The 26,917-nt window shown below is 57.9% G+C and carries 30 protein-coding genes; 23 read left to right on the plus strand and 7 right to left on the minus strand.

The genetic code is table 11. The features are described 5' to 3' along the window. Positions 1–119 precede the first annotated feature (119 nt). The 4 genes from TU81_RS14960 to TU81_RS14975 all read left to right on the plus strand — a co-directional run bounded on the left by TU81_RS14960 (position 120) and on the right by TU81_RS14975 (position 4,437). Positions 120–833 (plus strand): GntR family transcriptional regulator, encoded by a 714-nt coding sequence (locus TU81_RS14960; RefSeq protein ID WP_038982107.1) that lies wholly within the window; start codon positions 120–122, stop codon positions 831–833. Continuing rightward, positions 830–1,828: an ADP-ribosylglycohydrolase family protein gene (locus TU81_RS14965; protein ID WP_038982108.1), complete on the plus strand. Its 999-nt coding sequence runs from the start codon at positions 830–832 to the stop codon at positions 1,826–1,828. Before TU81_RS14960 ends, TU81_RS14965 begins: the two co-directional genes overlap by 4 nt. Before the next feature lie 220 nt (positions 1,829–2,048). After that, the gene (locus tag TU81_RS14970) at positions 2,049–3,515 is read left to right on the plus strand and encodes a purine-cytosine permease family protein (protein ID WP_048395833.1); all 1,467 of its coding nucleotides are present in this window, start codon (positions 2,049–2,051) and stop codon (positions 3,513–3,515) included. Further along, complete coding sequence (locus TU81_RS14975; RefSeq protein WP_038982110.1) at positions 3,508–4,437, plus strand: PfkB family carbohydrate kinase; 930 nt, start codon at positions 3,508–3,510, stop codon at positions 4,435–4,437. Before TU81_RS14970 ends, TU81_RS14975 begins: the two co-directional genes overlap by 8 nt. Positions 4,438–4,570: 133 nt before the next feature. Here the strand turns inward: TU81_RS14975 and TU81_RS14980 are convergent, their stop codons facing one another. The 5 genes from TU81_RS14980 to TU81_RS15000 form a co-directional block, all read right to left on the minus strand. Further along, on the minus strand, positions 4,571–4,951 hold the full coding sequence (locus TU81_RS14980) for a Rho termination factor N-terminal domain-containing protein (RefSeq protein ID WP_038982111.1): 381 nt from the start codon (positions 4,949–4,951) through the stop codon (positions 4,571–4,573). A 53-nt stretch (positions 4,952–5,004) separates the two neighbouring features. Next, the gene (locus tag TU81_RS14985; protein WP_038982112.1) at positions 5,005–5,259 is read right to left on the minus strand and encodes a hypothetical protein; all 255 of its coding nucleotides are present in this window, start codon (positions 5,257–5,259) and stop codon (positions 5,005–5,007) included. A 55-nt stretch (positions 5,260–5,314) separates the two neighbouring features. Then, positions 5,315–5,623, minus strand: a complete 309-nt coding sequence (locus tag TU81_RS14990; protein WP_038982113.1) for a hypothetical protein — start codon at positions 5,621–5,623, stop codon at positions 5,315–5,317. Positions 5,624–5,973: 350 nt separating this feature from the next. Further along, positions 5,974–7,179, minus strand: a complete 1,206-nt coding sequence (locus TU81_RS14995) for an MFS transporter (RefSeq protein WP_038982114.1) — start codon at positions 7,177–7,179, stop codon at positions 5,974–5,976. A gap of 112 nt (positions 7,180–7,291) precedes the next feature. After that, entirely contained in the window at positions 7,292–7,945 is a 654-nt protein-coding gene (locus tag TU81_RS15000; protein WP_038982115.1) for an HD domain-containing protein, read from the minus strand. A 220-nt stretch (positions 7,946–8,165) separates the two neighbouring features. Here TU81_RS15000 and TU81_RS15005 point away from each other — a divergent pair, with 220 nt between their 5' ends. The 13 genes from TU81_RS15005 (at position 8,166) to TU81_RS15060 (ending at position 18,308) form a co-directional block, all read left to right on the plus strand. After that, on the plus strand, positions 8,166–8,648 hold the full coding sequence (locus TU81_RS15005; RefSeq protein ID WP_038982116.1) for a GNAT family N-acetyltransferase: 483 nt from the start codon (positions 8,166–8,168) through the stop codon (positions 8,646–8,648). Positions 8,649–8,802: 154 nt separating this feature from the next. After that, a complete protein-coding gene (locus TU81_RS15010; RefSeq protein ID WP_038982117.1) occupies positions 8,803–9,465 on the plus strand; it encodes a hypothetical protein in 663 nt (220 codons plus the stop codon). Continuing rightward, the gene (locus tag TU81_RS15015) at positions 9,462–9,956 is read left to right on the plus strand and encodes a PAAR domain-containing protein (protein WP_048395836.1); all 495 of its coding nucleotides are present in this window, start codon (positions 9,462–9,464) and stop codon (positions 9,954–9,956) included. Before TU81_RS15010 ends, TU81_RS15015 begins: the two co-directional genes overlap by 4 nt. A 6-nt stretch (positions 9,957–9,962) precedes the next feature. After that, positions 9,963–10,364, plus strand: coding sequence for a hypothetical protein (locus TU81_RS31025; RefSeq protein ID WP_313847851.1), 402 nt, complete (start codon positions 9,963–9,965; stop codon positions 10,362–10,364). A 23-nt stretch (positions 10,365–10,387) separates the two neighbouring features. Continuing rightward, on the plus strand, positions 10,388–10,702 hold the full coding sequence (locus TU81_RS31030) for a hypothetical protein (RefSeq protein WP_313847852.1): 315 nt from the start codon (positions 10,388–10,390) through the stop codon (positions 10,700–10,702). A gap of 6 nt (positions 10,703–10,708) precedes the next feature. Further along, positions 10,709–11,206, plus strand: a complete 498-nt coding sequence (locus TU81_RS15025) for a hypothetical protein (RefSeq protein ID WP_038982119.1) — start codon at positions 10,709–10,711, stop codon at positions 11,204–11,206. 343 nt (positions 11,207–11,549) lie between these two features. After that, positions 11,550–12,053, plus strand: coding sequence for a hypothetical protein (locus tag TU81_RS30320; protein WP_151152185.1), 504 nt, complete (start codon positions 11,550–11,552; stop codon positions 12,051–12,053). A gap of 88 nt (positions 12,054–12,141) precedes the next feature. Further along, complete coding sequence (locus tag TU81_RS15035; protein WP_151152187.1) at positions 12,142–13,023, plus strand: hypothetical protein; 882 nt, start codon at positions 12,142–12,144, stop codon at positions 13,021–13,023. Between the two features lie 110 nt (positions 13,024–13,133). Further along, positions 13,134–14,126 carry a 2-dehydro-3-deoxygalactonokinase gene (locus TU81_RS15040; protein ID WP_048395839.1) on the plus strand — a complete coding sequence of 331 codons (993 nt, stop codon included), beginning with the start codon at positions 13,134–13,136 and terminating at the stop codon, positions 14,124–14,126. Between the two features lie 19 nt (positions 14,127–14,145). Then, complete coding sequence (locus TU81_RS15045) at positions 14,146–14,766, plus strand: 2-dehydro-3-deoxy-6-phosphogalactonate aldolase (protein ID WP_048395841.1); 621 nt, start codon at positions 14,146–14,148, stop codon at positions 14,764–14,766. Positions 14,767–14,813: 47 nt separating this feature from the next. After that, positions 14,814–15,962, plus strand: coding sequence for a galactonate dehydratase (gene dgoD / locus TU81_RS15050; protein ID WP_007903915.1), 1,149 nt, complete (start codon positions 14,814–14,816; stop codon positions 15,960–15,962). 171 nt (positions 15,963–16,133) lie between these two features. Continuing rightward, entirely contained in the window at positions 16,134–17,444 is a 1,311-nt protein-coding gene (locus TU81_RS15055; RefSeq protein ID WP_038982124.1) for an MFS transporter, read from the plus strand. 60 nt (positions 17,445–17,504) lie between these two features. Next, on the plus strand, positions 17,505–18,308 hold the full coding sequence (locus tag TU81_RS15060) for an IclR family transcriptional regulator (RefSeq protein WP_038982125.1): 804 nt from the start codon (positions 17,505–17,507) through the stop codon (positions 18,306–18,308). Here the strand turns inward: TU81_RS15060 and TU81_RS15065 are convergent, their stop codons facing one another. Continuing rightward, entirely contained in the window at positions 18,309–19,361 is a 1,053-nt protein-coding gene (locus tag TU81_RS15065) for an NAD(P)-dependent alcohol dehydrogenase (RefSeq protein WP_048395843.1), read from the minus strand. Between the two features lie 207 nt (positions 19,362–19,568). Here TU81_RS15065 and TU81_RS15070 point away from each other — a divergent pair, with 207 nt between their 5' ends. After that, positions 19,569–20,459, plus strand: coding sequence for an AraC family transcriptional regulator (locus TU81_RS15070; protein ID WP_048395845.1), 891 nt, complete (start codon positions 19,569–19,571; stop codon positions 20,457–20,459). Between the two features lie 186 nt (positions 20,460–20,645). On the opposite strand, the gene TU81_RS15075 is transcribed toward TU81_RS15070, so the two are convergent. After that, complete coding sequence (locus TU81_RS15075) at positions 20,646–22,310, minus strand: electron transfer flavoprotein-ubiquinone oxidoreductase (RefSeq protein ID WP_007903905.1); 1,665 nt, start codon at positions 22,308–22,310, stop codon at positions 20,646–20,648. 547 nt (positions 22,311–22,857) lie between these two features. Here TU81_RS15075 and TU81_RS15080 point away from each other — a divergent pair. The 5 genes from TU81_RS15080 to TU81_RS15100 all read left to right on the plus strand — a co-directional run bounded on the left by TU81_RS15080 (position 22,858) and on the right by TU81_RS15100 (position 26,636). Next, a complete protein-coding gene (locus TU81_RS15080; protein ID WP_003226982.1) occupies positions 22,858–23,607 on the plus strand; it encodes an electron transfer flavoprotein subunit beta/FixA family protein in 750 nt (249 codons plus the stop codon). 2 nt (positions 23,608–23,609) lie between these two features. After that, on the plus strand, positions 23,610–24,539 hold the full coding sequence (locus tag TU81_RS15085; RefSeq protein ID WP_038982128.1) for an electron transfer flavoprotein subunit alpha/FixB family protein: 930 nt from the start codon (positions 23,610–23,612) through the stop codon (positions 24,537–24,539). 85 nt (positions 24,540–24,624) lie between these two features. Further along, positions 24,625–25,461 carry a substrate-binding periplasmic protein gene (locus tag TU81_RS15090; RefSeq protein WP_048395848.1) on the plus strand — a complete coding sequence of 279 codons (837 nt, stop codon included), beginning with the start codon at positions 24,625–24,627 and terminating at the stop codon, positions 25,459–25,461. A 9-nt stretch (positions 25,462–25,470) separates the two neighbouring features. Next, on the plus strand, positions 25,471–25,827 hold the full coding sequence (locus TU81_RS15095) for a DUF4398 domain-containing protein (protein WP_038982130.1): 357 nt from the start codon (positions 25,471–25,473) through the stop codon (positions 25,825–25,827). Then, positions 25,824–26,636, plus strand: a complete 813-nt coding sequence (locus tag TU81_RS15100) for an OmpA family protein (RefSeq protein ID WP_038982131.1) — start codon at positions 25,824–25,826, stop codon at positions 26,634–26,636. Before TU81_RS15095 ends, TU81_RS15100 begins: the two co-directional genes overlap by 4 nt. Positions 26,637–26,917: the final 281 nt, after the last annotated feature.

Below are 26,917 nucleotides of genomic sequence, written 5' to 3' on the forward strand. Positions count from 1 at the left end.
GCGAGCCGACGATTGACCGCGTAGCGATCGATTTGAACCTGGATCCTTCACCCACTTTCACAAAATATTCCTTGCTCGCCCCAACCCGTTTCAGCTATGACGGTACACCCGAGGTGTACATGATTAGACCGCTACGAATTGACAAGAAACAACAGGTAGTCGACGAGCTCGTCCGACGCATCGAAAACGGCCTCATGGAGGATGGCGTTTTATTGCCGGGCGAACATCAGTTGGCTCAAGAATTCAAGGTCAGCCGAGGCACGCTGCGTGAAGCCCTGGCCGAACTGAAACGGCGCCACTACATCGCTACGCAAAGCGGTGTGGGGTCCATCGTCACGTTCGACGGTGTGGTGCTCGATCAGCGCAGCGGCTGGGCCCAGGCGCTGGCCGACAATGGGGCGCTGATCAATACCGAAGTGCTGCGGCTGGAGGCGGTCACCCGTCCTGACCTGCTACCACGTTTCGGCACTGATCAGTTCATCACCCTCGACCGTCGCCGCCGCGGCACCGATGGCACGCTGGTGTCCCTTGAACGCTCATTGATGCCCGCCACCGGAGGTCTGGAAGGCCTGCCGCGAGTCGGTTTGATCGATGACTCCCTGACCATCACGTTGGCCGCCTACGGCTACATCGGCGATCACGGCGATCAGTGGATCGGTGCCGAACCCTTGAATGCCGAAGACGCCGTATTGCTCGGGCGCCCGGAGGGTACGGTGTTCCTCAAGGCCCTGCGCACCACTTACGACCGTCAGAACCGCTTCATGGAACAGGTCGAAAGCCTGCTCGACCCGGTGCATTTTCGTCTGCACCTGCAAATTGGAACTTCAAAATGACCGCGCTCGACCGTGCACTGGGCGCCTTCTATGGGTTGGCCCTGGGCGATGCGTTGGGCATGCCGACACAATCCCTGAGCCGCGCCGAGATCAAGGCGCGCTTTGGCGAGATCACCGATCTGCAAGACGCTGGCCCGGATCAACCGATCGCCGCGAACATGCCCAAAGGCTCGATCACTGACGATACCGAACAGGCGATCCTGGTCGGTCAGTTGTTGATTGAAGGCGAGGGCTGGATCGAACCGGCGGTGCTGGCCCAGCGCTTGATCGAATGGGAAGCCGGGATGCAAGCCAAGGGCTCGCAGGATTTGCTCGGCCCCTCGACCAAACGCGCGATCGAGATGATCCTCGCCGGCCACTCGCTGGAAGAGGCGGGTCGCCACGGCACCACCAATGGCGCGGCGATGCGCATCACGCCGGTGGGGATTGCGGCCGATGTTGCCGATCCTGAGCGTTTCATCCGCGCCGTGGTGCAAGCCTGTCAGGTGACCCACAACACCACACTGGGAATTGCCAGTGCGGCGGCGGTGGCGGCGGTGGTTTCTGCCGGGATCAACGGCAAGGACCTGGGCGAGGCATTGAACCTCGGCCAGCAGATCGCTCAGCAAGCCGAAAGCCATGGCCACTGGGTCGCTGGCGGACGTATCGCTTCGCGGATCAGTTGGGCGCGGAGCATCAGCGTCGACAGCGACAAAGCGTTGCTGGCGGACTTGCTGTACGACGTGATCGGCACGTCGGTGGCCTCGCAGGAATCGGTGGTGGTGTCGTTTGCGCTGGCTCAGCAAGTAGCCATTGATGAGATGAGTGCCTTCGAAGCGCTGTGCATGGCTGCCAGTCTGGGCGGTGATACCGACACCATCGCGGCGATTCTCGGCGCCATGCTTGGGGCTTCTCTGGGGCTTGAAAGTTGGCCGGTGGCGATGATCGAACAGGTTAAAGCGGTAAATGATTTGCAGCTGGAAGCGTTGGTGCAGGGGCTGTTGGCTCTGCGTTGACTGTACTGACGTCTTCGCGAGCAAGCCCGCTCCCACAGGGATAGTACAAACCTTGAGATACACGCCGTACCTGTGGGAGCGAGCCTGCTCGCGATAGGCGCGCCGCATACTAGAATTTTTCACCCGCAATGGAGCGCAATGATATGGCCAGGATCGCCGGAACGTTATGTCGACTTCCGAAATTGCCCATAACCACAACAATGGCAACAGGAGTTTTTTTATGAGTTCATCGAACATCGGGCAAAGTGCCGGGCAATTGGAAACCCGTGGTATCGAGCCGGTGCCGGAAGGGGAGTGCAACGGCCACCCACTGCAACTGTTCTGGGTCTGGTTCGCAGCGAACATTTCCATCCTCGGTTTGCCGTTGGGCGCCACGCTGGTAGCCTTCCGCGGCCTGGCGATCTGGCAGGCGATCATCGTCGCCATTCTCGGTGCCGCCGGCTCTTTCGCGGTGGTCGGGATCATCTCCATTGCCGGTCGCCGTGGTCGCGCACCGAGCCTGACGTTGTCGCGGGCAATCTTCGGCGTACGCGGCAATATCGGCCCGACGCTGGTCTCGCTGATGTCGCGACTGGGTTGGGAAACCGTCAACACCACCACCGCTGCATTCGTCTTGCTGTCGTTGTGCTCGATTCTGTTCGGCTCACCGGTGGAAGCCAAAAGCGCGCCGCTGCTGACCCTGGTGTTCATCGCGATTTTTGTGCTGCTGACGTTGTCGGTGTCCGGCCTCGGTCACGCCACGTTGCTGGTGATTCAGAGATGGGCGACCTACGTGTTCGGTGCGTTGAACATCCTTGTAGGCGGTTTCCTCTGCGCGACCATCGACTGGAGCGCCGTATTCAACGCCACGCCAGCGCCCCTGAGCGCGATGATTATCGGCATCGGCACCATGGCTGCTGGCACCGGGATCGGTTGGGCCAACGCCGGTGCCGACATGTCGCGCTACCAGCACCGCAGTGTCAAAGCCGTGCGTCTGGTGGCGTCGGCGGCATTCGGTGCGGGGATTCCGCTGGTGCTGCTGATCACCCTCGGTGGTTTGCTGTCGGTGGGCAACAATGATCTGGCCTCGGCCACTGACCCGATTGTCGCGATCCGCGACATGCTGCCGACCTGGATGGCCGTGCCGTACCTGATCACCGCGTTCGGCGGGCTGCTGCTGTCGAACAACCTGTCGGTGTACTCCGCCGGTTTGACCACGCTGACCCTCGGCCTGAAGGTCAAGCGCGTGTATGCGGTGGTGCTCGATATCATTGCGATCTTCGCCGGTTCGATCTACTTCATGTTGATTGCCGAGAGCTTCTACGGCCCGTTCATCACCTTCATTTCCTTGCTGGCCGTACCGATCACGGCGTGGGTCGGGATCTTCGTGGTCGACCTGATTCACCGGCATTACTACAGCCCCAAAGACCTGCTGGACGTCAGCCCGAGCAGCGCCTACTGGTATCGCGGCGGCGTCGAGTGGCGCGCCTTTGGTGCGTGGGCGCTGGCGATTGTGCTGGGTTTCAGTTTCACCACCATTGGCACCACTGAACAAGATATCTGGTTCCGCGGCTTTTTGTCCGACTCCTGGCTGGGCCACAACGGCCTGGGCTGGATCGTGACGTTCCTGGTGGCCGGTGGGATTTACTGGGTGCTCGGCGGTGCCAAGGATCGCCGCGCTGCGTTGTTCGAGAGTGCTCATGCCTAAGTTGTTGCACACCGGCCAGGTCATGATCGACCTGGTCATGGCCGTGGATAAATTGCCTCAATCAGGCGGTGACGTGCTGGCGCAATCCGCCCGTTTCGAGGCTGGCGGTGGCTTCAATGTGATGGCTGCGGCCCGGCGAAACGGCTTGCCGGTGGTTTACCTCGGTGGCCATGGCAAGGGCCGTTTCGGCGACCTGGCCCGAGAGGCGATGACGGCTGAAGGCATTCGGATCGGCATCGATCAGAGCACCGAGCGCGACACCGGGCTGTGCGTCGCGCTGACCGAAGCCTCGGCCGAGCGCACGTTCATTTCCTGGATCGGTGCCGAAGGCGAATTGGCCGCCGAAGACCTGGCGAGTGTGCCAGCCGAGGCGGGCGATTTTGTCTATGTCAGCGGCTATAGCCTGCTGCATGGCGGCAAGGCTCAGGCGCTGGTGGATTGGGTGCTGGATTTGCCGGACGGGATCAAGGTGGTGTTCGATCCGGGGCCATTGGCGGATTCACCGGACGTGCCACTGATGAAGGCCTTGTTGCAGCGCATCGATCTGTGGACCAGCAACCGTGTCGAGGCGCAGCGGTTTACCGGGGCGAAGGATATCGACGAGGCATTGAATCGGTTGGCGGATTATCTGCCCACCGAGGTGTTGACGGTGGTGCGCGATGGGCCGCAAGGCTGCTGGATCAGCCAGCATGGCGATCACCAGCATGTGCCGGGATTCAAGGTCGTGGCGGTGGACAGCAATGGCGCCGGGGATGCTCACGCGGGCGTTTTTGTCGCCGGGTTGGCGCATGGATTATCGGCAGTCGAAGCGGCACGACGGGCGAATGCGGCTGCGGCGTTGGCGGTCACTCGCTGGGGGCCGGCGACTTCGCCGGGGGCGGCTGAGGTGGATGCGTTGATCTGGAAGACTTTCGGCGCTTGATCCACCGCTTTCGCGAGCAAGCCCGCTCCCACATGGATTTATGTCGTTCACACATTCAACGATCAACATAGATCCAATGTGGGAGCGGGCTTGCCCGCGATGAGGCCCTCAAACTCTCCATCAATTCAGATCTTCAACCCGCCTTGCGCAACGCCTCGATCAACTCTTGCTTGCGCATGCTCGAGCGCCCTGGAATCTTCTTCGCCCGGGCTTCTTTCATCAGGCTGTCCACCGTCTGCGTATCGCGCGAAGCCTTGCTGTTGCGTGGCTTGCCTTCACGAGTGGCCACTGCACGTCGGGATGATTCCTTGCGATCTGCAGACTTGGCGCTGGCGGGCTTCTTGCGCCCAGAGCCGCCGGCGCGTTCACCTCCGCCCGACTGCTTGTTCACCGTGGCCCAGGCACGAGCTTCGGCTTCATCTTTCGACACACCTTTGTGCTCGTAGCTTTCTTCGATGTGTTCGGCCTTGCGCTTTTGCTCGGCGGTGTATTTGTCTTTGCTTCCACGAGGCATGGGATTTCTCCTGGTTGTAGGAGCTGGCGCAGGCTTCGCCAGCTCCTACATGGTTAGACATCCAGCTTGCGCGCCGCCTCAACCCCGGCGGCGCTGAGCTTGATTGGCAGGTTTAACGAGTGCTCGCCGGCTTCGTTGCAGGTCACATGACCGTGCTGGATCAGCCCGCGCTCCTGCAGAGTTGCGAGGGTGCTGGCCACGACTCTCTCCCCCCGGTAATTGTCCAGAACCTCCTTGCCCAAGCCATTTGGGTGGGCGTGCAGCAGGCGGGTCAGGACTTCTTTTTCCAGGTTTTTATCGACGTTCATGGTTACCTCTTCGTCAGGATGGGTAGGTATTGCATGTTCGCTCGCACCGGCGAACTTATTGATTGGCGCTACGGCCTTCGGAGCCCGAGCCACCGGTGGTGGTTTTCGAGCTGACGCCGGTTCCGGCGTTATCGGGAGTGCCGGGTGTATTCATCCCGCCCTGACGGCCCGCGTCGTCGTGATAAATCCGTGGGTCTGTGGCCGTCGGGGAAGGCGACCGGCCGTTGTCGATGCCTTGGGTGGCCGCAGATTCGGGCCTATCAATTGGATCGGTCGGGTCGGTCCCGGAAGAGCTGGTCGCGGCGAACGCGACAGAGGTGAGCAATGTGGTGAGGGCGAGGGCGGTCAGTCGGGACGTGATCATGGTGTCGTCTCCGTTGATTAGAGTCCTTACCCGATATTGGTCCTTTCTGACCTGGATTGGTGCCTGATGAACGACGAGTGGTCCAGGGGGCGTTCTCAATGAGTTTCCCCGCCGCGTTGTCGCCTTAAAGCGGGCCAGGCAAGGCGCAGGCCGCTGGGAATGGTTGTTCCCTTTCCAAGGCCTGCAACGCAGGCTGGCCCGCTTTAAGGCACAACCCGAAGGGCCGGGCCTGCTGTTGTGCAGGGCTGCGTTGCTCGAAGCTTATTTGGAATGACCAAACCACGCTTCTCGCGCCTTGCCCTGCACAACAGCAGACCCGGCGCGGCGGGGAAACTCATTGAGAACGCCCCCTAGGCCTGCTGCAATGTTTTGATCCTGCTGACGTGACGCCAGATCAACCGACCTACGGTGATCAGCCAGTTCAGCAGGGCGATCGTCAGTACCGTAAGCAACAGTGTCACCATCCCGTGTTCGACGATGATTCTCCCGGCCAGCAACGGAAAGCCGAACACGCCGACGAAATAGGACAGGCTGAACAACAGCAAGGACTGCGAGGTCGTGCCGGACGGCGCTTCATTAGCCGCCAGGCCATTGATCACCGAATACGTCAGCCCATAACCCACCCCGAGCATCATCGCCGCCAGCACGTAGCTGAACCCGTCGTCGACCACAAAACCGAACATCAGGATCGAAACCATCATCAGGCCCGACAACAGGCAGGAGGCACGCAATGGATCGCGTTTGACCACGAACCCGGCAATCAACATTCGGCTGCTGATCGCCGCGCCCATGAAACCGAAAAAGAACAGTGAATAATCAAGTGAACGGGACGCTGCGTAACTGGTTTGAAAACTCGACAGACCACCGAAGACACAGCCGCCGAGGCCGACCATGATGATCGGGAACACGGCTCTGGAGGACAACACCCGAGCCGTTGCGTGCCAGGATATTCGAGCGACTGACGCTGATGCCGAGGGCGTTTTCTTGAGCTGGACATCCAGCCGCCAGAACAGCAAAGCACCGATCAGGCTGGCCAGCGCCGCGAGGTAAAACGCTGCCGTCACCGGATACCCGAGAGCACTGGCAGCACGGCCCAACAATGGACCGCTGCCGATCCCGGTCATCATGCTGCCCGACAGCAGCGCAAAGTATTTAGCCCGTTGCGCAGGCGTCACCAGGCTCGCGACGATGATCGGTCCGAGCGTGTAGAAAACGCCCCAACCCAACCCTAGCATCAGTCCAAAAAACAGCAGCAAATTGCCAAAGCCAGGCGTCAAGGCAAATCCCAGGCTGGCGACCACCAGCAAGAGGCTGAACAGTGCAATGGAGCGCGCCGCGCCGAGAAGGTCAGACAAGTGACCGGAGACAATCACTGCCGCGAAGGTGCTGAGCATCGCCGCCGAAATCACGCTGCCGGCATCGAGTTCGTTGCCGCCGCGAGAGCCGATCAGCAGCGACAGTAAAAAAGTCGAGCCATAAGACAACGACAACAAATAGCTGGCGAGGCAGAACAGGCTGAACAACCTGCTTGAGACGGGTGGGGCGGCGGCAGACATGAGGCGGTTCCTTGACCCGATAGAAGTGAATGTCATCTATCTATCACGCAAGGTACCGATGATAGGTCTGTGGTTACCGATTTCAGGGTTAGTGGAGGCCGGAGTAATACTTTCAGCAGATGCTGATTTCTTCCTTGAACAGCTCCATGAAACCCTTCAGGCGTTCGTGGCGAATCTGTGCCAGACGTTGACCGGTGGTCGTTTGGAAACCGTCCGCCAGGTGCAGCAGCTTGGTCTGGAAATGATCGAGGCAAAAGCGCTTGTCGTCGTAGTCCCGTTCTTTCGCCTCTGGGTCCAAAGGGTCGTACAGCGCACTGCCCATGCGCCCGGCAATGTAGAAGGTACGCGCCACGCCGAGCATGCCAAGGGAGTCGAGGCGGTCGGCGTCCTGGATGATTTTCGCTTCGAGGGTGATGGGCGTGATGTTGGCGCTGAAGCTATGGGCTTCGATGGCGTGGACGACCGCTGTGATTTTTGCGCCAGGCCAATCCAAGGCTATCAGTACTGTCGAAGCTTTCTGCGCCGCCAGCCGTGAGGCCTGTGAGCGCAGCGGCGAGTTTTTCTCCACCGCCACGCAATCGTGCAACAGCACGGCTGCCAGCAGCACCTCAAGATCACCGCCTTCTTCGGCATGAAGCGTGCGCACGTTGTGCCACACCCGCTGCAAATGCGACAGATCATGAGCACCGTCCTCGCCTGGTTCCAGCGCATGGGGCAGCAGTTCAGAAGCCAGATTGTGCAGCGGCGCGAAAGTGGCGGTGGTCATGGAATTCCTTGGATTCGACTCGGTTTTTGTGATCAATGAGCACCCTGTGGGAGCGGGCTTGCCCGCGAAGACGTCAGCACAGTCACGCTGATTTCGCAGGCTGGCCCGTTCATGCAAAACGCCACAAAACATTAATGCTACATGACGTTTTGCTTTCAAATGTGACGAGCGCCCCGCGCGGACTTAGTATGGCGTTTTCAACTTTTCACAAGGCACGTTCATGACCATCGAAATCCGCCCGGCAACCCCCAGCGATGCTCCGCAAATCCTCGCGTTCATCACTGAACTGGCCGACTTCGAACGTGCCCGCCACGAAGTCATCGCCAGCGTCGCCGACATCGAGCGCAGCCTGTTCAGCGAAGGCGCCACCGCCCATGGCCTGGTCTGTCTGCGCGACGGTTTGCCGATCGGCTTCGCGGTGTTCTTTTTCAGCTATTCCACTTGGTTGGGCAGCAACTGCCTGTACCTCGAAGACCTCTACATCACTCCCGAACAACGGGGCGGCGGCGCCGGTAAAACCTTGCTGCGCCACCTGGCGAAAATCGCCTGCGCCAATGACTGCGGCCGTTTCGAATGGAGCGTGCTGGACTGGAACAAACCGGCGATCGAATTCTACAAATCCCTCGGCGCACAACCGCAGGAAGAGTGGGTGCGGTATCGAATGGATGGAGCGGTGTTGCGCGAGTTTGCCGAGGGACGTTGATCGATGGTGGCTATATGACATGAATCAGTTGTTCGCACCGCTCTAGTCCGGCATTCTGTGCGCCCTTTGCGCACTCACGGACGACACCTGCAATGCTTTTGGCACTCTTTCTCCACGCCCGTGGAGCCTTCGCCGCGTCAATGAGTGACCGGCGATGAGCGGACTTCGGGCGACTCTGCGTTTGTACGGCCTGGTGAAAAACCTCGGCTCCACGGACGACCGCCACCGCCAGTCGGTGGACATCCTTTGCACCCTCAACCGTGCGGGCGGCAAGGCGATCCGGGCGTTTGTTTCGCGTCTGGACGCCGAGTTGATGACGCGCAGTCGCGGTCTCGAGGAGTACCGTGTCATACCGCTTCGCACGTTCGATCCGAATCCGTTTATCCGGGAACATCAAGGCTGGCTGACGCTGCACGTCTGCTGTGGTTTCGTTGCCTTGGCGGGTCAATCGTTGTTGAAGGACGGCACGCTGCTGCCCATGGGCTGGTATGTTTATTCCGACATCGGCCAATGGACCGCAGAGCGTTACATCGATTTCGGCCCGCAGATGGCCAGCCTGCTGCAGACGTCCTATGACCGGATCGGCCTGCGCGACTACAACACCTTGCTCAACGACCTCGACAGCGTTTCGGATGCAGATCTGAAATGGCAAGTCGCCGAGGCCTGGCAAACCCTTCACAACGTTTCATCCCCCGTCAGCCATGACGATTGCCACGCGCTGTTCGACCCGGTCGATAACCGCTGGTACTTCGCCGCAACCGACATCGATATCTATCAGCCTCACCCTGAATCTCAGAAGCAAGGAGCTTTGACTTGAGTGGAAAACCTGCTGCACGCGTCACCGACCCGACGGCATGCCCATTGCCGGGCCATGGCACCAACCCGATCGTGTCCGGCTCCCCGGACGTGTTCTTCGACGGCCTCGGCGCTGCGCGCATGACCGATAAATCTGCTTGCGGCAGCCCGATCACCGGCGCCGTGTCTGGCACGGTATTCATTAACGGCCTTAACGCCGCAACGCTCGATAGTACGGGCGGCCATGGCAACGTGGTGGTTGGCGGTTCTGGAACGATCATTATTGGTCAGAGTGGCGGAGGGGCGGCGTTTAGTGGGTTGTTGCCGATGCCGGTGCATTTTACTGACAGGTTGCAGGTGGTTAACGAAGCGACCGGAGAGCCCGTTCCCTACCACCCCTACACCATTCAGCGTGGTGACGGCAGTGAGGAGCATGGCATCACCGATGCGTCGGGGTTTACCCATACCGTCAGTTCTCATTTGGCTGAAACCATTAAATTGTTTGTGGAGTAATCAGGTATGGCTGATGAAGGCGCGACAGTAGAAGCACCCTTGGCGAAAAGAGAGGTGAAAACGCATACGCTGACATGTAAGACGGATCAGTCCGTTAAGCAGGTTTCTGTTTCTCTACGAAATTTTGTTGTGTTTTTTATAGGTGGTGCTGGGGATCAGGAGAGCTACTATCTGAGTGGGCCGAATAATAATGTGGATGATGTGCGTGAGATATTTATAAGAGATGCAAAGCAGCTAAAATTCCCGAAAGGAAAATTTGAGTCTTGGCCTCTTGGTTACAATGATTTTATTGCTGACAAAGATTTATCAGAACATGTGCTGAAAAAATACCTGATTGCTCTACAGCGGTATATATCATCGGTCATAGTCTTGGGGGGTGGAATGGCGCGCACCTGTCCAGTGTTCTGACCGATAAAGGCTACAAGGTAAGAATGTTGATAACCATAGACCCGGTTGGTGAAGGTAAGGTTGTTTGGAGTATTTCGAATATATATAGATTGCAACCTAAGCCGAAAGCTGAGTACTGGGTTAATATTCGAGCTGCTGCTGCACCTGAAAAGCGCAATTTGTCTGACAGGGTCGCAGATTTTGGCGAGCAGTGGGAAGTTGTCGAAGGGCCGGATGTGATGGGGCGGGTTGACGTAAATCACGCCGATGCACATATCATGTACATTCGGCCGTTGAATAATGGAAAAACAGCTCGGCAAATACTGAATGAATCGATTTTGAACTATTTTAAGGAGTAGCATTTGATGTTTCGATGCGTTTTTTTGCTCATTATTTCCTTTTGCGCTTCGTGTTCACTGAATCACGGAAAGCCGATCGCGACGCTGATATATTCCGATGTTGAGGAGTTAAGAGATGCAGGGATATATCAGGTGCGCTTTACTTCGGATGTCGCGATTCTTGAACTATTCAAGTCGAGTATCGGTCAAGGATTGATCTGCGCAGTAGATGATGATCTTGATTTTGCCGTGGCTCATCAGATAAAACGTTCTGGCTATGGTCTGGTGGAGCGCATTGAAGATAACTCGGTATACAAATATCAGGCCGATGTTATTTTCAGGGAGTTCACTGGAGAGAAAGGAGCGGAGGTTTTTCCGGAAGGCGAGGCGTTGAGTCGTTGGTTAACTAATCGAAGCTACATTTCCTGTGTGTTTCGGGTTCATACCACGACCTACAATACTTACTTTTCAAACGTTATGCGTATTCCAACAGTCGACTTGGTGCAAGCTATCGATAAAAAATAAAATCCAGCGCTTGGCGAGGCCTCTTGTCAGGACACGAAGGGCCTCGGGACTTTTCATGTCTACTCCGTCGCTTTCCAATTACCGCTTAGCAAACCATCCAGTGCCTGCCTCACGGTTGTTGACACTGGACCCCGTTGGTAATGGAGCGATGGCGGGAGCTATTTCAAACATTTATCCAGAAAAACCAAAGCTAAAGCAGGGTTGGAAGAAGGGCCTAATGTGAATAGTAAAATGGATGTAAATCATGAAGAGGCGGATGTTGTGTTTACGACGGTTTTGGCGGATGAGAAGTCTGCTCTTGCGTACGTGATTCAATCTATTAATAAACATTTCAGAGGTTGATGTGAATATTCCGAATTTTTTTTTGCTTGTCACTGTTTTTGTTTTGGGTGGGTGTTCCTTCAATCAAGATAAGGCCATTGCTAATCTTGATTTTTCAAGAATAGAAAGGGTGCGCGATACACCTGTATATAATCTATATTTTTCAGCAGATACCGATATTCTCGGTTCATACAAGTCACGTGTTGGTGAAAAATTGATGTGTGCCTTGGCAGATGATGTCGACTTCAATCTGGACCATCGGATGAAGTATTTCGCTCAGGGTGCTGTTGCTCGGGATAAAACTCAACCAGGATTTAAGTTTGTCTCACAGATTATTTTTAATGTGTCTATTTCCGCTGGTGCTAGCGAGAGGGCTTTGGGGACGTCGGAGTTGAAAGCTCTTCTGTCGAATAAAGAGTATGTGGCTTGTCGGTTTCTGGTTAGCGCAACGATGACGAATACTTATTTTTCGAATGTGATGTACGTTCCGGTTGTAAGAATAAAAGAAGCCTTGGATGGTAAATGAGTTTGATGTCAAAGCATTTATTGTTTTGTAGTTGGATTTGCCATTGGTTAGTGTTGTTTTGTCGTTTTTTTTATTTTTTGGGCGAAAAATGAAAAAATTGCTGTTGGTTTTTGCGTTTTTTATGTGTTCGTCGTGCATGCATTTGGAAGTGCCGGCACCACGAATCGAGTTTGCATCAATTGAGTATGATTCAGGTCTCTATAACCTGCGCTTTAGGTCCGACAGAGATCTGGTTAATTTGTATGAGGCACATGGCATAAACGCGCAAGTAGGTACTTGGCTAAGCTGCTCTCTGGATGGGGACGTTGATTTTTCTATCCTGCATCATATTCGACTGTCAGGACGTGCCGTTGTCGATGAAGTGCACATTATTGAAGGGGATCGTCGTTATGAATTCAGCAGCAGATTGATGTTTGAAGAGGATGAAGATGAAGGGGCTAGTTCTCGGCCTATCCAGAAGGAAGTGTTGCTGTCGTTGTTAGAAAAACAGGAATATATTCCGTGCAAGGCGACAGTTACTGCGTTTTTTTACAATGCGTATTACTCCAAGGTTATGTACATTCCAACGTCACGGATTATTGCCGAAGTCGAGAAAGAAATCACGGCACCTGAGTACGTAATTTTGCCACCAGAGGATCGACAACTGTCATGGTTGCAGTTTGAACAGATCTGCATCAATGAGACGCGCTACTACGCGGGCGAGATCATCGTTCATGGGGGAGTGTGCAGCGGTTTACCCTACAGTGGGCTGTTGAGTTCATTCGCGCCGTTGAAAGGTAAATTTCGCATTGTGGACATCAAAACCATGCAGCCTAAAGCGAACGTCGGTTACACCATCAGGCGTGCCGATGGACGCGAAGAAGGCGGTTTAAGTGATGCTCGGGGAGAAACGCACATGTTCGGTGCGGACCATCATGAAACCTTCAAGCTTTTCGTGTCTGAAGAGGGGGTTGGAGGGATTCCGATATAAAAACGTTAAAATCCCAAAATATGGGATGTTAAATTACATATTGAGATTTACCTTTTGAAAGGTCTATAGTCCAGCTCACTCACTGCCCAAAAAACAAAACAGGTGAAGCGATGCTGGCGCAATTGATCGCGCTCGATTGGGGGACTACCTCATTACGTGCTTACAAACTCGGCTTCGGTGGCCAGGTGCTGGAACAGCGCTCGCTGTCGTCCGGGATCATGCAGTTGCCAAAGACGCCGCGAATCATCGCCGGCCAGGAATGCGCCGACGGTTTTGAATTGGCCTTCGATGAGGCGTGCGGTGACTGGCTTGACGCACAGCCCGATTTGCCGGTGATTGCTTGCGGCATGGTCGGCAGTGCTCAGGGCTGGCGCGAAGCGGCCTACTGCGACACGCCGGCGAACGTCGCCAATCTCGGAACTTCCCTACAAACCGTTCGCAGTCTTCGCGGGGTCGATGTGCACATCGTGCCGGGCGTGATTCAGCGTTCGCGCTTGCCGAACGTGATGCGTGGCGAGGAAACCCAAGTCCTCGGCGTGTTGCAGAATCTGCCGAGCGGGGCGGGTAACGATCTGTTGATCGGCTTGCCGGGCAGCCATTCGAAATGGGTGGAAGTGGCCGACGGTTGCATCGTGCATTTCGATACTTTCATGACCGGCGAAGTCTTCGCCGTCCTCAGTGAACACAGCATTCTGGGGCGCACTCAGCAGCGCGGCGCGTCCTTCGATGGCGAAGCGTTTGATCGTGGCGTGCGGGTGGCCCTGTCGGCGGACGGCGAGTTCGGACCGCTGTCGACGTTGTTCAGTGCCCGCAGCCTAGGGCTGACCGGTGAACTCAGCGCCGTCGCTCAGCCGGACTATCTGTCCGGTCTATTGATCGGCCATGAACTGTCGGCCCTGGCCAATGTTCAGCGGCGCCGGCGCAACAGCGTGCACCTGCCCTCGATCATCCTCATCGGAAACGCCCAACTCTGCGCCCGCTACAGCCGGGCGCTCGACGCTTGCGGTTTTGCCCGGGTGACCCTGGCCGAACAAGCCACCGAACGCGGGTTGTGGCAGTTGGCGGTCGCCGCCGGACTGATCACGACACCCCCATCCCGTTAAACCTGACTGGAGGTCTGACATGCTCAAGCAAGCACTGGCACAAAACGGTCTGATCGCGATCCTGCGTGGCCTGCGTCCGCAAGAAGCGGCAGCCGTCGGCGAAGTCCTGTACTCGGCCGGATTTCGTGTCATCGAAGTGCCGCTTAATTCCCCCGAACCGTACGAAAGTATCCGCATCCTGCGCAGTACCTTACCCGCCGATTGCCTGATCGGTGCGGGCACGGTGTTGACGCCGGAACAGGTCGAGCACGTGAAAGCGGCGGGCGGCCAGGTGATCGTCATGCCTCACAGCGATGCCAAGGTGTTGCGTGCGGCGAAAGCGGCGGGGCTGTTCCTGTCGCCGGGTGTGGCGACGCCGACCGAAGCCTTTGCGGCGCTGGCCGAAGGGGCGGATGTGCTGAAGATGTTCCCGGCCGAACAAATGGGCCCTGCCGTTGTGAAAGCCTGGCTGGCGGTGTTGCCGGCAGGGACGGTGCTGGTACCGGTGGGCGGGATTACGCCGGACAACATGCAGGTGTTTGTCGAGGCCGGCGTCAAAGGTTTCGGTCTCGGGTCCGGGTTGTTCAAACCGGGCATGACGGCTGACGAAGTAGCGGTGCGCGCCAAGGCGTATGTCGCTGCCTGGAATGCTTTGCGTTAAGACTTTTTGGCGCTGTGAGCGCTACATCTACAAGAGAGACAATAGAGATGAAAATCACCAAACTCACCACCTTCATCGTTCCGCCGCGCTGGTGCTTCCTCAAGGTCGAAACCGACGAGGGTGTGACCGGTTGGGGTGAGCCCGTGGTCGAAGGCCGCGCGCACACCGTCGCTGCTGCGGTTGAGGAATTGTCCGACTACCTGATCGGCAAAGACCCACGCAACATCGAAGACATCTGGACCGTGCTCTACCGTGGCGGCTTCTACCGTGGCGGCGCGATCCACATGAGCGCCCTGGCCGGCATCGACCAGGCGTTGTGGGACATCAAGGGCAAGGCGCTGGGTGTGTCGGTCAGCGATCTGTTGGGTGGCCAGGTGCGGGACAAGATTCGCGTTTATTCGTGGATCGGTGGTGATCGCCCAGCGGACACCGCTCGCGCTGCGAAAGAAGCGGTCAGCCGTGGTTTCACGGCGGTAAAAATGAACGGCACCGAAGAACTGCAATTCCTCGATTCCTTCGAGAAGGTCGACCTGGCCTTGGCCAACGTCGCCGCCGTACGCGATGCGGTCGGCCCGAATGTCGGCATCGGCGTGGACTTCCATGGTCGGGTACACAAGCCCATGGCCAAGGTGCTGATGAAGGAACTCGACCCGTACAAACTGATGTTCATCGAAGAGCCAGTGCTCAGCGAAAACTACGAAGCGCTGAAAGAACTGGCGCCGCTGACCAGCACGCCGATCGCCCTCGGCGAGCGGTTGTTCTCGCGTTGGGACTTCAAGCGGGTGCTCAGCGAAGGCTACGTCGACATCATCCAGCCGGATGCCTCCCACGCGGGCGGCATCACCGAAACCCGCAAGATCGCCAACATGGCTGAAGCCTACGACGTGGCACTGGCGCTGCATTGCCCGTTGGGCCCGATTGCCCTGGCGGCGTGCCTGCAACTGGACGCGGTTTGCTACAACGCATTTATCCAGGAGCAGAGCCTGGGCATTCATTACAACGAGAGCAATGACCTGCTCGATTATGTAAAAGATCCGCGGGTGTTCGACTACGACAAAGGCTTCGTGAAAATTCCCAACGGCCCGGGCCTGGGCATTGAGATCAATGAGGAATACGTGATCGAACGCGCCGCCGTCGGCCACCGCTGGCGCAACCCGATCTGGCGCCATGCCGATGGCAGCTTTGCTGAGTGGTGAGTCCCTCCTGAGTCAACACAAATCCCTGTGGGAGCGGGCTTGCCCGCGATAGCGTCCTGTCAGTCACATTAATGCCGAATGTGCTGCCGCCATCGCGGGCAAGCCCGCTCCCACAGGGAACAGCGCAAGTCTTCAAATTGACCTCAATAAACATAAGAAGAGGCACCCCCCATGCAACCGCAAACCCTCACCGGGCAGGCGTCGTTGGTGACGCCGAGCCGCAAGCGGTTTTTCATCATGGTCCTGTTGTTCATCACCGTGGTGATCAACTACCTGGACCGTAGCAACCTGTCCATTGCCGCCCCGGCGCTGACCAGCGATCTGGGCATCGATCCGATCCATGTCGGGCTGATCTTTTCCGCGTTCGGCTGGACCTACGCCGCCATGCAGATCCCCGGCGGCTGGCTAGTGGACCGGGTGCCGCCGCGCATCCTGTATAGCGTCGCATTGCTGCTGTGGTCGGTGGCCACGGTGATGCTCGGCTTCGCTGCCAGTTTCATCGCGCTGTTTGTGCTGCGCATGGCCGTCGGTGCCCTGGAGGCGCCGGCGTATCCGATCAACAGCCGCGTGGTGACGACCTGGTTCCCCGAGCGCGAACGCGCCACGGCCATTGGTTTCTACACCTCCGGGCAGTTCGTCGGGCTGGCGTTTCTCACGCCGGTACTCGCGTGGTTGCAACACCAATATGGCTGGCACATGGTGTTTGTCAGCACCGGCGCGGTGGGCATTATTTGGGCGGTGATCTGGTACGCGGTGTATCGCGAGCCACGGGATTTCAAAGGCGCCAATGACGCTGAAATCGAGCTGATCCGCGAAGGCGGCGGGCTGGTGGATATCCAGGCTGAAGCCGCGAAGACCAAGGCTAAATTCAGCTGGATCGACCTTGGGATTGTCCTGAGCAAACGCAAGTTGTGGGGCATTTACCTCGGTCAGTTCTGCCTCAATTCGACGTTGTGGTTTTTTCTGACGTGGTTCCCGACCTACCTGGTGAAATATCGCGGCATGGACTTCATCAAGTCTGGCTTGCTGGCGTCGCTACCGTTTCTGGCGGCCTTCGTCGGCGTGCTGTGCTCGGGGTTCTTCTCGGACTTTTTGATCCGTCGCGGCTACACGGTGGGTTTCGCCCGCAAGTTGCCGATCATTGGCGGCCTGCTGATTTCCACCTCGATCATCGGCGCCAACTTCGTCGAGTCGACGCCGCTGGTGATTGCCTTCCTCGCATTGGCCTTTTTCGGCAACGGTCTGGCTTCGATCACTTGGTCGCTGGTGTCGACCCTGGCCCCGGCGCGCTTGCTTGGATTGACCGGTGGGGTGTTCAATTTCATCGGTAACCTGGCGGCGATTACCACGCCCATCGTCATCGGTTTTCTCGCTTCCGGTGATTCGTTTGCCCCGGCGATTACCTATATCTCGGTTCTGGCGTTGTTGGGTGCGCTTTCCTACGTGTTGCTGGTGGGCAAGGTCGAGCGTATCAAGTTGTAGTCGCGGCCATCGGGCGACCATAATGCCGCCCGTTCACTCGCCCAACGGTAAAGGCTGGATATGCAGGAAGACGCCCCAAAAATCGCCAAGGACGCCGCGCCGACTGGCACCCAGACATTGCTTCGTGGCCTGGGTGTGGTTCAGGCCGTGGCCAGTGGCGCCCGCGATCTCAAGGAAATCGCCCGGCTGATCGGCACGACGCGCAGCACCACTCATCGTCTGGCCAGTTGCCTGGTGGACGAGCGTTACCTGCGGGTGGTGCCGCAAGTCGGTTATCTGCTGGGGCCGAAACTGATCGAGCTGGGTTTCCAGGCGCGTGAAGAGTTGCCACTGGTGACGCTGGCGGGGCCGTATCTGGATGAGTTGTCGGCGTTGACCGGCGACACCATTCACTTGGCGATTCGTGAGGGCGACGAGGTGCTGTACCTGCACAAGAATCCCGGGCGCAACGGTCCGGAAATGCGTTCGCGAGTCGGTCATCGCATGCCATTGGCGCGTACCGGGATCGGTAAGGCGCTGATGCTCGATGACACGCAGGAAGAATGGCAACGGCTGTACGAAATCAGCTTGCCGGTGGGTGGGAAAAATCAGTTCTGGCCGCAGCACCCGGAGCAATCCTGGGAGCAGTTTCAGCAGCGCATGATCGAGTACGTGGCCGGCGGGTACGCGTTCGATCTGGAAGACAACGAACCGTCGATCCGCTGCGTGGCAGCGCCGATCCGCGATGCCAGCAAGCGCATCGTCGCCGGTATCAGCATCGCTAGCACCGTGCCGTACATGCCATTGGAAAAAATGGCCGAGCTGATTCCCCTGATCAAAGGGGTCACAGCCCGGCTTTCTGCTGAACTCGGCGCGAAAGTCTGATCAGACTTTCAGCGTCGCCATATCGATCACGAAGCGGTACTTCACGTCACCGGCAATCATGCGGGTGTAAGCCTCGTTGATCTGGCGGATGTCGAGCATTTCGATGTCGCAGGTGATGCCGTGCTCGGCGCAGAAATCCAGCACTTCCTGGGTTTCGGCGATGCCGCCGATCAGCGAGCCGGCCAACACGCGACGACCCAATACCAGTTTGGCGGCGTGAACCGGTGGATCGATCGGTTCAATCAAGCCCACCAGAATGTGTACGCCGTCGAAACGCAGCGTATCGAGGTAGGGATTGAGGTCGTGCTGCACCGGAATGGTGTCCAGCAGGAAGTCGAAATGTCCTGCGGCGGCTTTCATCTGTTCTGCGTCGGTGGACACGATCACGTGGTCTGCGCCTTGACGACGACCTTCTTCAGCCTTGCTCGCCGAGCGGGTGAACAACGTCACTTCAGCGCCCATCGCCTTGGCGAACTTGATGCCCATGTGGCCGAGGCCACCCATGCCGAGAATCCCGACCTTGTCGCCGGCCTTGACCCCGTAGTGCTTGAGCGGCGAGTAGGTGGTGATGCCGGCGCACAGAATCGGCGCGGCGCTGGCCGGGTCGAGTTTCTCCGGGATACGCACGACAAAGTGCTCGCTGACCACGATGCTGTCGGAGTATCCGCCCATGGTGTTGCTGCCATCGACCCGGTCCGGGGTGGCGTAGGTCAAGGTCGGACCTTCGAGGCAGTATTGCTCCAGATCCGCTTGGCAGGCTTCGCAGTGACGGCACGAGTCAACCATGCAGCCGACGCCGACCAGATCGCCGACTTTGTGTTGGGTAACATTCGCACCGACGGCGGTTACTTTTCCGACGATCTCATGGCCGGGCATCAGTGGGTAAACTGCAATGCCCCACTCGTTGCGTGCCTGATGGATGTCGGAATGGCAGACGCCGCAGTAGAGAATGTCGATCGCAACATCGTCGGCCCGTGGGCTGCGGCGTTCGAATTTCATCGGGGCGAGGGGAGTGGAGGGTGACTGAGCGGCGTATCCGATGGCGGTGTACATGGTGAACCTCTTAAAAAAAGCAGTGACCAGTGAGGCGAGCAATTCTGGGCGCCGCACGGGTTACCGGCCATGGCGATTCCTCCGGGTGTCATGCCTAATCCTCCGGCTTACACCGTTGATTGGTCGCATTGGCGTTCAGACCTGCGATGATGTTTTCATCCCTTTTTTCGCGACTTTTTTGTGACTTCTTTTGTGAAGAGCTCCCCTATGTTGTTGACCCGTCATCTCGACGCCAATGCCACCCTGGTTTCGTTGATCCAGCCGCTGATCAACCGCGATGGCTTTGCGCCTACCGCGTTGTCGGGCGTGCAGCTTATGCGGGCCAGTTGCGATGTTTCCCGCGGCCCGCAAATCTACGAGCCAAGCCTGGTCATCATCGCCCAGGGCGGCAAGTTGGCGCATCTGGGCCCGCGTATTCTCGAATATGGCACTGGGCATTACCTGATTCAGGCGTTGCCGGTACCCTTCGAATGCGAGACGTTTTCGGCGCCAGATGGCCCGATGCTAGGCGTGTCCATCGCCATTGACCGGGTAATGCTCGGTGAGTTGGTATTGGCCATGGGGCTGTCGCCGGGGCGCACGGTTCCCGCACAGACGCCCGAGTCCATGACCTCGGCAGTCCTCGACGATGCCATGCGCGGTTGTGTGGAACGGTTGTTGCGCTGCCTGCACGATCCGCTGGAATGCCAGATCATGGGCCCGGCGCGTTTGCGTGAATTATTGTTCGTGGCGTTGCGGGGACCGCAAGCCGATGTGTTGCGAGCGCTGGTGGAACAACAGGGTCAGTTCGCGCGGATCGCGGCGTCGCTGAGTCATCTGCATGCGCATTACACTGAGCCGCTGAACGTCGAGACCCTGGCCAGTTGCGCGAACATGAGCGCGTCGACGTTTCATGAGCATTTCAAACGCTGCACCTTGTTGTCGCCGGTGCAGTATTTGAAGCGTTTGCGCTTGCTCAGGGCTCAGCAGTTGTTACTGGGCGAAGGCTTGGGCGTGGCCCAGGTGGCGCATCGAGTGGGGTATCAGAGCACGTCGCAGTTCAGCCGCGAGTACAAGCGCTACTTTGAACGTAATCCCGGGGATGAGCGGGCTGCTTGATACACCTCGAATCCCCTTGTGGGAGCGGGCTTGCTCGCGAAAGCGGTGTATCAGTCGAGATCAATGTTGGATGATAAACCGCCTTCGCGAGCAAGCCCGCTCCCACATTGGTTTTGTGTTGACGCTTGAATTTCGGGCAACAAAAAGGCCCCCATTTCGGGAGCCTTTGTTGTTCAGCGATTCGACTTACATGTTCGGGTAAGTCGGGCCGCCAGAGCCTTCCGGCGCCACCCAGGTGATGTTCTGTGCAGGGTCCTTGATGTCGCAGGTCTTGCAGTGAACGCAGTTCTGGGCGTTGATCTGGAAGCGCTTCTCGCCGTCTTCCTGGGTCACCACTTCATACACGCCGGCCGGGCAGTAACGCTGGGCAGGTTCATCGTACATCGGCAGGTTCTTGGCGATCGGAATGCTCGCGTCGGCCAGCTTCAAGTGGCAAGGCTGCTCTTCTTCGTGGTTGGTACCCGAGATGAACACCGAGCTGAGTTTGTCGAAGCTGATCTTGCCGTCCGGTTTCGGGTAGTCGATCTTCTTGCAGTCGGCCGCCAGTTTCAGGCAAGCGTAATCCGGCTTGGTGTCGTGCAGGGTGAACGGCAGTTTGCCGCCGAAGATGTTCTGGTCGAGCCAGTTGAAGCCGCCGCCGACGATGGCGCCGAACTTGTGAATCGCCGGGCCGAAGTTGCGGCTGGCGAACAGTTCGTCATAGAGCCAGCTCTTCTTGAAGGCGTCGACGTAAGTGGTCAGTTCTTCGGTGCCGTCCTTTTCAGCAAACAGCGCGTCGGCCACGGCGTCAGCGGCGAGCATGCCGGACTTCATCGCGGTGTGGCTGCCTTTGATCTTGGCGAAGTTCAACGTGCCGAGGTCGCAACCGATCAACGCGCCGCCCTTGAAGACCATTTTCGGCAGCGAGTTCAGGCCGCCTTTGGAGATAGCACGTGCGCCGTAGCTGATGCGCTTGCCGCCTTCCAGGTATTGCTTGAGCACCGGGTGATGCTTGAGGCGCTGGAACTCGTCGAACGGCGACAGGAAGGTGTTGCTGTAGGAAAGATCGACGATCAGGCCGACCACCACCTGGTTGTTTTCCAGGTGATAGAGGAACGAGCCGCCAGTGTTCTCGGTGCCCATGATATCCAGCGGCCAACCGGCGGTGTGGACCACCAGGCCTGGCTGGTGCTTGGCCGGGTCGATTTCCCAGATTTCTTTCAGGCCGATGCCGTAATGCTGGGCGTCGGCTTCGCTGTCGAGGTTGAAGCGCTTGATCAGCTGCTTGCCGATATGGCCGCGGCAACCTTCGGCGAACAGCGTGTACTTGGCACGCAGTTCCATGCCCGGGGTGTACAGACCTTCTTTCGGATTGCCTTCGCGGTCAACGCCCAGATCGCCGGTGATGATCCCGCGAACCACGCCGTTCTCGTCGAACAGTGCTTCCTGGGCAGCGAAGCCCGGGTAGATTTCCACGCCCAGGTTCTCTGCCTGCTGAGCCAGCCAGCGGCACAGATTGCCCAGGGAGATGATGTAGTTGCCTTCGTTGTGCATGGTCTTGGGCACAAAGAGGTCAGGAATCTTCTGCGCGCTGTCGGCGTTTTTCAGAACGAAGATGTCATCGCGTGTGACTGGCGTATTCAGCGGTGCGCCGAGTTCTTTCCAGTCCGGGAACAATTCGTTCAGGGCGCGTGGTTCGAACACGGCACCAGACAGGATGTGAGCGCCGACTTCGGAGCCTTTTTCGACCACGCAGACGCTGATTTCCTTACCGGCTTCGGCGGCCTTCTGCTTCAAGCGGCAGGCGGCGGAAAGACCAGCGGGGCCGGCACCGACGATGACCACGTCGAATTCCATGTATTCGCGTTCCACAGGCTATCTCCTACTCAAGGCTCAACAGTTTTTTTTCTAATTGGAGGTTTGGTGTCGCATCCATGAATTCCCCCACAATGCAGGGGAGAGGACAATCGATGAACCACCTTTCTCTCTAGGTGGCGCATTATATCTACACCACTCCTAGCGTCCAATACAAACGTTTGTTTGAATGGGCTCAAAGCCAGAGAAATCAAAGTCACGCGGCTTATGAACGGCTATTTTGCCGTATTGACCGGAATAGGCGTTCCGGTCAAGATACGGTCGGTTTTGCGCTCGCCGTAGGCTGACTGTTGGTTTCAAGAGCACCTCTAAAGACAGGGCGATGGCAGTACAAGGTGATGCGTCGCGCAGGTTTTATGCGCAGTTTACACGCCGCGATTATGAATGACTTGTCGGTCACCACTGACGAACGGTTATCAGCCTCGTGAGCAGAGTTCACCCGATACACCTGCCAGCGTTTTTAGAGGTGCCCTTGCGCCGATGAGCATCAACCGCCAGGTTCGCCTAGGCGACTTTCTTTTCACCGGAGAGTAACGAGGAATCCATGAAGGTTCTTGTAGCTGTCAAACGCGTTGTGGATTACAACGTCAAGGTTCGTGTCAAGGCGGACAATTCCGGCGTCGACCTCGCTAACGTCAAGATGTCGATGAACCCGTTCTGCGAAATCGCAGTGGAAGAAGCCGTACGTCTGAAAGAGAAAGGCGTTGCGACTGAAATCGTCGTCGTCTCCATCGGCCCGTCCACCGCTCAAGAGCAACTGCGCACCGCGCTGGCTCTGGGTGCCGACCGCGCCATCCTCGTCGAATCCGCTGAAGATCTGACTTCCCTGGCCGTTGCCAAACTGTTGAAAGCTGTTGTCGACAAGGAACAGCCTCAGCTGGTGATCCTCGGCAAACAAGCCATCGATAGCGACAACAACCAGACTGGCCAGATGCTCGCTGCACTGAGCGGCTACGGTCAGGGTACCTTCGCTTCGAAAGTCGAAGTGTCCGGCGACAGCGTTGCCGTGACCCGTGAAATCGACGGCGGCGCGCAGACAGTTTCCCTGAAACTGCCGGCCATCGTCACCACCGACCTGCGTTTGAACGAGCCGCGTTATGCGTCTCTGCCAAACATCATGAAAGCCAAGAAGAAGCCTCTCGAAGTGCTGACTCCGGACGCTTTGGGCGTTTCCACCGCCTCCACCAACAAGACCCTGAAAGTCGAAGCGCCGGCTGCACGCAGCGCGGGTATCAAGGTCAAGTCGGTGGCTGAACTGGTCGAGAAACTGAAAAACGAAGCGAAGGTAATCTAATCATGACTATCTTGGTAATCGCTGAACACGACAACAAAGTGCTGGCCCCGGCCACGCTGAACACTGTGGCGGCTGCCGCCAAAATCGGTGGTGATATCCACGTTCTGGTTGCAGGCCAGGGCGCTGGCGCCGTGGCTGAAGCCGCTGCGAAAATCGCTGGCGTGGCAAAAGTCCTGTCTGCTGACAATGCTGCTTACGCGCATCAGCTGCCGGAAAACGTTGCTCCACTGGTTGCAGAGTTGGGCAAGGGCTACAGCCACATCCTGGCCGCCGCCACTTCCAACGGCAAAAACATCCTGCCGCGCGTTGCCGCGAGCCTGGACGTTGACCAGATCTCCGAGATCATCTCGGTCGAAAGCGCTGATACCTTCAAGCGCCCGATCTACGCCGGTAACGCCATTGCTACCGTACAGTCCAACGCTGCGGTCAAAGTGATCACCGTGCGTGCCACCGGTTTCGACCCGGTGGCTGCTGAAGGTGGTTCGGCTGCCGTTGAAGCCGTTGCGGCTGCTCACGACGCTGGCACTTCGAGCTTCGTTGGCGAAGAACTGGCCAAGTCCGATCGTCCGGAACTGACCGCTGCCAAAATCGTCGTTTCCGGCGGTCGCGGCATGCAGAACGGCGACAACTTCAAACACCTGTACGCCCTGGCCGACAAGCTGGGCGCTGCCGTCGGTGCTTCCCGCGCCGCGGTCGACGCAGGTTTTGTACCCAACGACATGCAGGTCGGTCAGACCGGCAAGATCGTCGCGCCTCAGCTGTACATCGCCGTCGGTATTTCCGGCGCGATCCAGCACCTGGCCGGCATGAAAGACTCCAAAGTGATCGTTGCGATCAACAAGGACGAAGAAGCGCCGATCTTCCAGGTGGCCGATTATGGCCTGGTGGCAGACCTGTTCGAAGCTATCCCCGAGTTCGAGAAGCTGGTCTAATCCGGCAGCTTGACTTATAAAGAGCCCGACCTTTTGGTCGGGCTTTTTTTTGTTCTTCTGTAGGGTTTGAGTGGAGTGTTTCACCATGGATTTACGCCGCGTGTGTGGCTGGTCATTACTGCTGGGGCTGACGCTGTTGCCGGGGCTGTCCATCGCCGCGGGCAAATGCGAGCGCCTGGTGGTGACCGGCAGCCCGGACGCGCCGCCGTACCTGTGGCAAGACCCGCAAAACCCCAAACATCTGGTTGGCGCCAGCGCCGACCTGCTGCAGCACGTGGCGGGGGAGTTGGGCATCAAGGTCGAGCTGCTTTACGCCGGCAAACGCTCCCAGGCCCTGGACGAAGTGCGCAGCGGGCGCATGGACATGCTGGCCGATGCGCCATTGATGGTCAGTGAGCTGGAAAATCTGGATTACATCCACCCACCGCTGCTGGAAAACGATTATCTGGTCTGGACCCGCAACGACTCGTTACTGGTCTACAACGAAGCGCAGGACCTTCGCGGTCATCCCGGCGCCTTGTCGGAAAAGGCTCGAATAACCCCCTCATTTGATACTTTTGCCGAGCAGCAATTGACCCTGTTGCGCACGCCCAATCTGACCCAGGCCTTCCAGAAGTTGCTGCTGAATGAGGTGGAATTTGTCCTCGCCGGACGCTACTCGGGCATGGCCCTGGTGCAAACGCTGGGGATGGCCAATGACTTGATGGCCCACCCACACCCCATCGACAAACCTGGCCTGTATCTCGCGGTTTCCCATAACTCTGCCTGCAACGATCCTTGGTTGCGCGGACAGCTGGCCAAAAAGATGACAGAATTGCCCGCGTCCGGACTGACGGAAGCTGCGCTGCTGCGCAATATCGAGCGTTGGAAAGCGCAACGCTCACAACCGCAGCCACAACCTGTCAGTACCCCAAAACAGTAGGGATTTTTAGTGAGTATTCGACCTCTTTTCGCTGCCCTGGCCGTTCTGGCTCTGGCGGGTTGTGCAGCCGATCCGGCGCCGAATGAACAAATACGCCTGACCGAACAGGCCCTCGAACAAGCCAAGGCCGTGGGTGCTACCACCGACGAAGTGCCGGAGCTGAAACTGGCTGAAGACAAGTTCAAGCGTGCCAAGGGCAACATGGCCGACCAGTCCTTCAAGAATGCGCGCATGCGGGCCGAGCAGGCCGAGCTGGACGCGCGCCTGGCCGAGGCCCGGGTTCTGACCCTCAAGAGCGAGGAACAGTTGAACGTGCTCAATACCCGCATCACTCGCCTGCGCAAGCAACTGGGAGATGCCCAATGAGCCTCAAGACCAAAGCACTCGGCGGCTTGATCCTGGCTGGCTGCGCAAGCCTTTATGGCTGCGCCGGTCAACACAGCGAAGCCGTATTGCAGCAGGCCGGCACCGACTTTCAGAAGGTCAAGGAAGACTCCAACGTGCTGCGCATTGCGCCCAAAGACGTGATCCGTGCCGGCGAGTCGCTGGCCCGCGCCGATCGTCTGTCCAGCTACTGGGGCAGCGGTTCGGACGTCGTGCATTACGCCTACCTGAGCCGGCGCTACAGCGAAATCGCCCGGGAACACACTAATCAAGTGCTCAACGAAGAACGCGCTGCGAAGCTCGAGCTCGAGCGTCAGCGCCTGCAATTGGCCCTGCGTGAGTCCAAGTTGCTCAGCGTGCAGCAACAGGGCAAGTGGCTCGAAGAACAAATTGTAGCGCTGGCGACCACCCAAACCGACCGTGGTCTGGTGATGACACTGGGCGATGTGCTGTTCGATACCGGTGAAGCAGAGCTGAAAAGCTCTGCAAACCGCGTGGTGCTGAAGATCGTCCAGTTCTTGCAGCTCAATCCCAAGCGCGTGGTGCGGATCGAGGGCTATACCGACAGCACTGGCGGTAAACAGGAAAACCTCAAACTGTCCCGCGACCGTGCGCAATCGGTGGCTGACGTGCTGATGGACCTGGGCATCGACGACAAACGTATCAAAGTCGAAGGCTACGGCGATGAATACCCGGTGGACGTGAACGCTTCCGAGCGCGGGCGTGCGCAGAACCGTCGGGTGGAAATTGTGTTCTCCGACGAAAAAGGCCAGCTCGGCGCCGCCAGGTAGGAGCTGGCGGAGCCTGCGATCTTTTGATCTTGCTCTTGAAGTGGGCCTGGAAAGATCGCAGCCTCGTTTCACTCGACAGCTCCTACGCAGCTCCTACAACCCGGCCTGTCAGCAGTGCCGGGTTTTTTTGTGCCTGCCAATCAGCGCAATACTCTCCATAAAACAGTACAGTTTTTGCTGACAATGCACTGTACGGTCGACTATTGTGGCAACTGTCCCAGTACACTTCTAAACTGTTCCGGTATTGTTTCACACAAGAATAAAATGCCCGTGAAATCGAG

It is taken from the genome of Pseudomonas lini (assembly GCF_001042905.1).
In the GTDB taxonomy this organism is placed as follows: Bacteria; Pseudomonadota; Gammaproteobacteria; order Pseudomonadales; family Pseudomonadaceae; genus Aquipseudomonas; species Aquipseudomonas lini.